The 8084-nt window shown below is 72.5% G+C and carries 6 protein-coding genes; 2 read left to right on the top strand and 4 right to left on the bottom strand.

All coding sequences use genetic code 11. The features are described 5' to 3' along the window. Nucleotides 1–161: 161 nt before the first annotated feature. Nucleotides 162–1721: a S8 family peptidase gene (locus tag ABTZ17_RS35090; RefSeq protein ID WP_352199864.1), complete on the bottom strand. Its 1560-nt coding sequence runs from the start codon at nt 1719–1721 to the stop codon at nt 162–164. A gap of 352 nt (nt 1722–2073) precedes the next feature. On the opposite strand from ABTZ17_RS35090, the gene ABTZ17_RS35085 reads away from it, so the two are divergent. Both ABTZ17_RS35085 and ABTZ17_RS35080 read left to right on the top strand, forming a co-directional pair. Further along, nucleotides 2074–2907, top strand: a complete 834-nt coding sequence (locus tag ABTZ17_RS35085; RefSeq protein WP_352199863.1) for an isocitrate lyase/PEP mutase family protein — start codon at nt 2074–2076, stop codon at nt 2905–2907. Nucleotides 2908–3042: 135 nt separating this feature from the next. After that, the gene (locus ABTZ17_RS35080; RefSeq protein WP_352199862.1) at nt 3043–4035 is read left to right on the top strand and encodes an EamA family transporter; all 993 of its coding nucleotides are present in this window, start codon (nt 3043–3045) and stop codon (nt 4033–4035) included. A 124-nt stretch (nt 4036–4159) separates the two neighbouring features. Here the strand turns inward: ABTZ17_RS35080 and ABTZ17_RS35075 are convergent, their stop codons facing one another. From ABTZ17_RS35075 to ABTZ17_RS35065, 3 genes are all read right to left on the bottom strand, one after another. Next, nucleotides 4160–4954, bottom strand: a complete 795-nt coding sequence (locus ABTZ17_RS35075; RefSeq protein WP_352199861.1) for a trypsin-like serine peptidase — start codon at nt 4952–4954, stop codon at nt 4160–4162. Between the two features lie 10 nt (nt 4955–4964). Continuing rightward, nucleotides 4965–6050, bottom strand: a complete 1086-nt coding sequence (locus ABTZ17_RS35070) for an alpha/beta hydrolase (protein ID WP_352199860.1) — start codon at nt 6048–6050, stop codon at nt 4965–4967. A gap of 165 nt (nt 6051–6215) precedes the next feature. Further along, complete coding sequence (locus ABTZ17_RS35065) at nt 6216–7847, bottom strand: alpha/beta hydrolase (RefSeq protein ID WP_352199859.1); 1632 nt, start codon at nt 7845–7847, stop codon at nt 6216–6218. Between the last annotated feature and the right edge of the window lie 237 nt (nt 7848–8084).

Raw genomic sequence — 8084 nt, 5'->3', positions numbered from 1 at the left:
TGAAGAGCAGGGCGGAGAGCAGGAGCAGCATCACCGCGAAGAACCACGGGTGCCCCCGCCCGGGGAACGAGTGGGAACTCCTTCGCAGCCCCCTCAGGAACCTTCAGGAACCTTCAGGAACCCTCGGAATCCCTCGGAGCCCGTCAGGGCCCCGGTCCCGGTCAGAACTGCAGGGCCCAGGAGTCGATCTTGCCGACGTCGGCGCTGGCCGCGTCGCGCACCCGGAGCTTCCAGGTCCCGTTCGCGACCTCGGAGGAGGCGTTGACCGAGTAGGTGCGGATGATGTTGTCCGCGCTGCCGCCGGTGCGGTTGTGCAGGTTGTACACCGAGCCGTCGGGGGCGATGAGGTCCACGACCAGGTCACCGATGTAGGTGTGCTTGATGTCCACCGCGACGGTCAGCGCGGCCGGGGCGTTGCCCGGGACCCCGCTGACGGTGACCGGGGACTCCACGGTGGCGTTGTCGTTGATCGCGTAGTCCGCGGCGTTCTCGAAGCGCGGGCCGGGCGGGACGGTGGTGCCGCCGCCGACGAAGAGCAGGCGGTTCGGGGAGCCGGTGCCGGGGCCGGTCACCACGTTCGGGGTGGCCGCCGCCACCAGCGCGCTGGAGACCTGGGCCGGGGTACTGGCCGGGTTCTGCGAGAGGTAGACGGCCGCCGCGCCCGCCACGTGCGGGGAGGCCATCGAGGTCCCGGAGATGCTGTTCGTCGCCGAGTCGCTGGTGTTCCACGCGGAGGTGATCGAGGAACCGGGGGCGAAGATGTCCAGGATGCTGCCGTAGTTGGAGTAGCTCGCCTTGGCGTCGGTGTTGGTGGTCGCACCCACCGTGATGGCCTCGCCGACGCGGGCCGGGGACTTGGTGCCGGCGTCCGTGGACTCGTTGCCCGCCGCCACCGCGTAGGTGATGCCCGCCGCGATGGAGTTGCGGACGGCGGTGTCCAGCGCCGAGTCGGCGCCGCCGCCGAGGGACATGTTGGCCACGGCCGGCTTGACGGCGTTCTGCGTCACCCAGTCGATGCCCGCGACCACCTGGGCGGTGGTGCCGGAGCCCTGGTTGTTGAGCACGCGGACGCCGACGATCTTGACCTTCTTGGCCACGCCGTAGGCGCCGCCGCCGACGGTCCCGGCGACGTGCGTGCCGTGGCCGTGGCCGTCCTGGGCGACGTTGTCGTTGTCGATGGCGTCGTAGCCGTTGAAGGCCCGGCCGCCGAAGTCGCTGTGGCTGATCCGGACGCCGGTGTCGATGATGTAGGCGGTGACGCCCTCACCGGCCTTGTCCGGGTAGGTGTAGCTCTGGTTGAGGGGGAGCGCCTTCTGGTCGATGCGGTCCAGACCCCAGGACGGCGGGTTGGGCTGGGTGGCGTCGATGGTGAACACGCGGTTCTGGACCACGGACTTGACGGCCGGGTCGGCCGCGAAGCGCTTGGCCTGGGCTTCCGAGAGCTTGATCTCGTAGCCGTTGAGCGCCTTCTTGTACGTCCGGTTGACCTCGGCCCCGTACTTCGCGGCGAGCGACCGTCCGGCGGCCGAGTCGGCCTTGGCGCCGTCGAGGGTCACGATGTAGCTGCCGGCGATCGCGCCGGGGGCCCCGGCGTTCTCGATGAAGCCTTCGGCGGGGGCGGCCTGCGCCGGGAGGGCGGCGGCCGTGCCGAGCACAAGGGCTACCACGGCGGTGGCACTGACGCCGGCGATCTTGCGGCGTGATGGACGCATCACGGACATCTGAGGGGTCCTCCTCATTGGTGGTGCGCTGCGGGGGGTGAGGCAGGCGTGCACATGACAACGAACCCGGCGGGATTCACCGTCAACTCCCGCCTGCCGGGCTCAGGTTGACCCAAGCCGGCGAGATCCCACAAGAGGACGGAAAACGCTTCACAGCCACGCCACACGCCCGCCACGAAGGCGCCCATGACACCGGTACATGACACATGGCCGACACGCCGCCACCGCCCGCCGGACACACCCCCGCCCGCGACCGGCCCCGCGGCCCGACGCCCGCCACCGCACCGCATCCCCGTGGATCATGTCGGAAATCCGCCAGCGGAATCCCCCCGCCGGATGATGGACTGCCCCCATGACCACGATCTCCGCCCCCCGCCCCGCCCCCGCCGAACTCGCCCTCGCCTTCCGCGCCTTGCACGTGCCCGGCACCCCCCTGGCCCTCGCCAACGCCTGGGACGTGGCCAGCGCCCGCGTCACCGAGGCCGCGGGTGCCCCCGCCGTCGCCACCACCAGCGCCGGGGTCGCCTGGAGCGCAGGCGCCGCGGACGGCGACGCCATCGGTCGGGACCTCGCCGTGGAGCGGGTCGCACGGATCGTGGCCGCCGTCTCCGTGCCCGTCACCGCCGACATCGAGGGCGGCCACGGCCGCGACGCCGCCGAGGTCGGCGAGACCGTGGCCCGGATCCTCGCCGCGGGCGCGGTCGGCATCAACATCGAGGACCGCCGCCGCGACCCCGCCGAGGTCGCGACCAGGATCGCCGCCGCCCGGGCCGCCGCCGACGCCGCCGGCATCCCGCTCTACATCAACGCCCGCACCGACACCTACCTGGCCGGACTCGGCGAGCCCGGCCCCGCCCGCCTGGCCGACACCCTCGACCGGGCCGCCCGCTACCTGGACGCGGGCGCCACCGGCGTCTTCGTCCCCGGGGTCGCCGACCGGCCGACCGTCGCCGCCCTCGCCGAGGGCATCGACGCCCCCCTGAACCTCCTCGTCGGCCCCGGCTCGCCCACCCTCCCCGAGCTGGCCGCCCTCGGTGTGGCCCGGGTCAGCCTCGGCTCCTCGGTGGCCGAGGCCGCCTACGCCGTGGCCGCCCGCGCCACCCGCGAACTCCTCGCCGCGGGCACCTACGGAGCCGTCGAGGGCGCCCTCCCCTACGGCGAACTCAACGCCCTCTTCCCCCGCTGACCGCGCCGCCCGGACCCGGCCCCCGGCACCCCGGACGGGCCGGTCCGGGCCCCCCGCCCCACCGGCCGCCGGCCCCACCCGGTGGCCGGATCCCACCGGCCCTCCCGGAGCCCCGGAATCCTGGGATGATGCATCATGCACCCATCGAAGCCCGCCGATCCGGGCCCCTCCGACGCCTCCGTGCCGGCCCCCGCGATACCCCTCGCCCCCGTCGCCGCACCGACCGCCGGCGCTCCCGCCCGCCGGATCACCGGAGCGGTCTGGGCGGCCCTCGCCATCGTCTACGTGATCTGGGGCTCCACCTACCTCGGCATCCGCGTGGTCGTCGAGACCCTGCCGCCGTTCCTCTCCGCCGGCGCCCGCTTCATCACCGCGGGCCTGCTGCTGGCCGCCCTCGTCGCCTGGCGCCAGGGCCCCGCCGCCCTCCGCGTGACCCGCGCACAGCTCGGCTCGGCCCTCCTCGTGGGACTGCTGCTCATCCTCGGCGGCAACGGCCTGGTCGTCGTCGCCGAGCAGTACGTGCCCTCCGGCCTGGCCGCCCTGCTCGTCGCCGCCGTACCGATGTGGGTGGTGCTGCTGCGCACCACGGCCGGCGACCGCCCCCCGACGCGCACCCTCGGCGGCGTGCTCCTGGGCATGATCGGCCTCGCGGTCCTCACCCTCCCCGGCGTCACCGGACAGGTCCGGCTCTCCGGCGTCCTGCTCGTCCTCACCGCGGCCCTGCTGTGGTCCCTGGGCTCCTTCACCTCCTCGCGGCTCCCGATGCCCGCGAACCCCTTCACCGCCAGCGCCTACGAGATGCTCGCGGGCGGCACGGCCGGCCTGGTGGTGGCCCTCCTCCGCGGCGAACAGCACGGCTTCGACCCGGCCACCGTCTCCACCCGCTCCTGGGTGGCCCTCGGCTACCTGGTCCTCTTCGGCTCCCTGGTCGCCTTCACCGCCTACGCCTGGCTCCTGCAGTCGGCGCCGCTGTCCCTGGTCTCCACGTACGCCTACGTCAATCCGGTCGTCGCGGTCCTGCTCGGCGCGCTCATCCTCGACGAGGCCCTGACCTGGCCGATCCTCGCGGGCGGCGCGGTGGTGGTGGCCGGGGTCTGCGTCATCGTCAGCACCGAACGCGGCGGCTGACCCGCCACCGAGACCACGGGGACCACCCCCGGAAACCACGCGGACCACGCAGCCGGTGGCGGCACCGGCCGCGGAACCCGGCCCCGGCACGACACGGGCGGCCGGGCACCCGCCCCACGGCGGATCAGCCCCGGGCCGCCGCCTCGTACAGCGCCCGCGCCCCCTCGTCCAGCGGGGCCGCCGTCGAATCGGCGTCGGTGTCGCCTCCGCTGAGCACCGCGATCAGCCGCCCCGGCCGACCCTTCCCACCCCGGTCCGCCATCCACGGGCTCCCGCTGGTCCCCGTCCAGAACCCGGGGCAGTTGATGTAGAGCATGCCCTCCTCGTCCTCGTCCGCACTGCTCCGCGTGGTGCAGGACACCGGCCGGTTCTCCGGGTTGTGCTCCTCCTCGGGATAGCCCACCACGGTCACCTCCCGGTCCTCCGCCGAGTCCCAGTCCGGCTCCGGGGCCTCCCCCGCCCCCACCACCTGCTGCACGGTGCGCCCCGAGGCGTCCGGTTCCACGGTGAGGAAGGCGTAGTCCGCGGTGTCCTCCCCGTACAACCGCCACCGGTCGTCCACGTGCACCGAGGACACCTTCCACACCCCCAGCGGCCGCTCCCCGGCCCCCTCCCCCGTGAACCCGGGGGCGAAGGACAGCTTCCCGATGGCCAGCCCGTCGTGAGCGACCTCGCCCGGCTCCCCGTCCTCCCCGGCCGGGGACACGCAGTGCGCCGCCGTCGCCACCACGTTGCCCTTCGGGCTGTCGACCACACTGGCCGTGCACCAGTGCTCCCCGTCCGCCATGAGCACCCCCACGGCGGGAAAGGCCCGCGGCGGCCGCGCGGGACCACCGCCGAAGGTGTCCAGCGACAGCACGGCGAGGACGGCGACCACGGCGGCCACCGCCGTCAGCACGGCCTTGAGGGGAACGTTCACGGGCGACCCGTCACACGTCGGGGGCGGAGTCCCGGGAGTGCTCCGGCACCGGGTCGGGGGTCGGGGCGAGCAGCACCTCGCTGATCCACTCCAAGGATCCCTCCCTCATGCCGCGCACGTACGACTTGCCGTTGTGCTCCCCATCCTCGATCACCTGGAGCCGGGTGTGCACGGGACCGTTCCCGTACAACCGCATGAAGCGCTCCAGCTTCTCCCGCCCGGTCTCCTTGGTGCCGATCTGGAAGGCCACGTACACGTCGGGCCCCTTGTCCCGGATCAGGGACTCCGCGAGTCGCTCCGGATCGTTCGCCTCCATCTCGGCGCGGTGGCCCTTCCACAGCGGGGAATCGGGCGCCGTCTCGGGCCCGGAGGCGATGACCGCCTTGAACCGACCGGGGTACTTCATGACCTGCTTGAGGGCCACGAACCCGCCCGAGGAGGACCCCATGAAGGCCCAGCCGTCCCGGGAGGTGAAGGTCCGGAAGTTCGCCTTCACGAAATCCGGCACGTCCTCGGCCATCCAGGTGCCCATCTTGGGCTGACCGGGGATGTCCGAGCCGTCGTAGTAGAACTTCTTGTCGGGGTTCAGGACCGGCATCACGAGGATGAAGGGCAGGCTGGTGCCCGCCGCCACCCCGTCCGACACGGCCTTCTGGAGCCCCAGCCCGGTGCCCATCCAGTAGTTCTTCGGGTACCCGCGACCGCCCGGCAGCGAGATCAGCACGGGGAAGGCGCTCCTGGCGTACCGGGGGTCCTCGTACTCCTTGGGCACCCACACCCACACGTCCCCGGTGAACCCGGACTTCGCGCCGACCAGCGTGGTCTTCCCGATCTCGGTGCCGTCGGGAAGCCGGCTGCTCCGCACGAACGAGGCCGCGGGCCCGGTGGGCATCCGCACCCCCGGCCGGACCGCCGTGACCGGGGCCTCCTTGGCGTGCCCCCGCCCGAAGGAGATCGGCTCGCCGTTGTCGGAGAGCAGGTCGAACTTCCAGACGGCGAAACCGCCGCCCGCGACCAGCGTCAACGCCAGGGCCCCGGAGACGGCCGCGAGGCGGCGCTTCGACCGCTTGCGGCCCTGCTGGGGAGTGTGCTCCACGGAAATGACCGACCGTTCCTTACTCAGCGCGGCACTGCTCTCTCGACAGGCCGACGGGTGCCCCTCCCCCCGTACAAGAGGGGCGAAAGACGCCAGGGGTTGCGTACAAGACTCCGTCATCGGGGGCGAAGGGCGCCAATCGCCCGGCTCGCCCCCGGTCCGGGGTCAGGAGGACGGCACCGGCTTGGCCATCACCTTGCTGATCCACTCCAGGGAGCCCTCTTCCATGCCCCGGACGTAGTCCCAGCCGTTGTGGTCACCGCCCTGGATCACCCGGGTGGTGATCTTCACGGGCCCCTTGCCGTGGTCCTTCTCGAACTTCCGCAGGCGCGCCAGGTCCTGGGCGCCTTCCTTGGTGCCGATCTGGAAGTTCACGTAGACCTCGGGCCCGCTGCCGCCGCTCAGCTTCTGCGCGAGCTTGCCGGGGTCGTTGGCGTCCATCAGCTTGCGGTCCCCGCGCCACAGCGGTGAGTCCGGCGCGGTCTCCCCACCGCTGGCGATGACCGCCTTGAAGCGGTCGGGGTGCTGCATGACCATCTTCAGACCGACGAAGGCACCGGAGGAGTTCCCCATGAAGGCCCAGCCGTCCCGGGAGGTGAAGGTCCGGAAGTTGGCTTTGGTGAAATCGGGGACGTCCTCGGCCATCCAGGTGCCCATCTTGGGCTGACCGGGGATGTCCGAGCCGTCGTAGTAGTTCTTCTCGTCCGGGTTGAGCACCGGCATGATCAGGATGAAGGGCAGGCTGGTGCCCTCCTTCACGCCCTTGGTGACGGCCTTCTGGAGCCCGAGACTGCGGTCGGCCCAGTAGTTGGTCGGGAAGCCGTTGCCGCCGGGCAGGGATATGAGCACCGGGAAGGCGCTCTTGGCGTACCGGGGGTCCTCGTACTCCTTGGGCACCCACACCCACACGTCCCCGGTGAACCCGGACTTCTTTCCGGTGAGGCGGGTCTTCACGATGGAGGTGCCGTCGTCGAGGCGGCTGGTCCGCTTGAACTCGGACACCGGCCCGGTGGGCATGGACACCCCGTTCCCGGCCGCGTCCCCGCTCTCCTTCCCGCCCTTCTCCGCACCGCCGCCGGAGTCCTCGCCCCCGGCCCCGTCTCCCGGGGTCCGCACGCCGAAGCTGACGGGCTCCCCGTTGTCGTTGAACCAGTCGAGCTGCCGGCCGGCGACGGCGGTCCCGCCCAGCACGGCCAGCGCGGTCACCGCCGCGATCCAGATCCCCCGCCGCGACCGCCGCTTCTTCCCACCGGTCGTCCCGGCCCCGTCGCTCCCGGCCCCGTCGCCCTCGCCACCGTGCCCGAGGGGCCGAACGGCACTCTCGTGCGGCGCCTCGGGCGACCGCACGAACCCCGCCTGCTGCCGGCCATAGCCCTCCTTGAGGTGAGGCTGCGCCGGGCCCTGGCCCTGCGGCTGCTGCCCGTAAGGCGTCCGACCGTACGTCGACGGCCCCCACGGCGACTGCTCCTGCCCGTGGACCGGCTGCGCCTGGGGCGGCTGTCCCTGGGCCTGCCCGTGGGGCGGCTGCTGCTGGTACCCGTAGGGCTGCTGCGGCTGTCCGCCGTGCGCGGGCTGCCCGTAGGGGTTCTCAGGGCCGGGCCGCCCGTACGGCGCCCCCTGCTGCTGCCCGTACGCCCCGGGCTGCCCCTGCTGCCCGTACGGCCATGCCGGAGCCTGGTAAGCGCCCTGCTGCGGCCCGCCCTGGCCCTCCGCCTGCCCCTGTTCCTGCCCGGGGTGGGGGTAGGTCGGGTAAGGCGGCTGATCGTCAGGCCGCGGCTGCTGCGGGTACTGGTCCACGAATCTCGCTCCGAACGGTCGTGCCTGCCCCCACGGGACAGATCGGCTGGGCTCCCCGCCCTACCTGATGCGCCCTGACACCGCCGGGTTGCAAAACGCCCGAAAACGTAACCGTCGTCACCGTCGCCTCACCCACTCCAGGACCGAAAAGACCCGTAAACGCAGAAAAGCCCCGCACCATAAGGTGCGGGGCTCCCCCACAATGATTGTTCGGCGGCGTCCTACTCTCCCACAGGG

The organism is Streptomyces sp. NPDC097619 (assembly GCF_040302735.1).
Lineage (GTDB): Bacteria > Actinomycetota > Actinomycetes > Streptomycetales > Streptomycetaceae > Streptomyces.
Note: the sequence above shows the minus strand (reverse complement) of the source record. Positions and strands in the feature narration are given on the sequence as shown.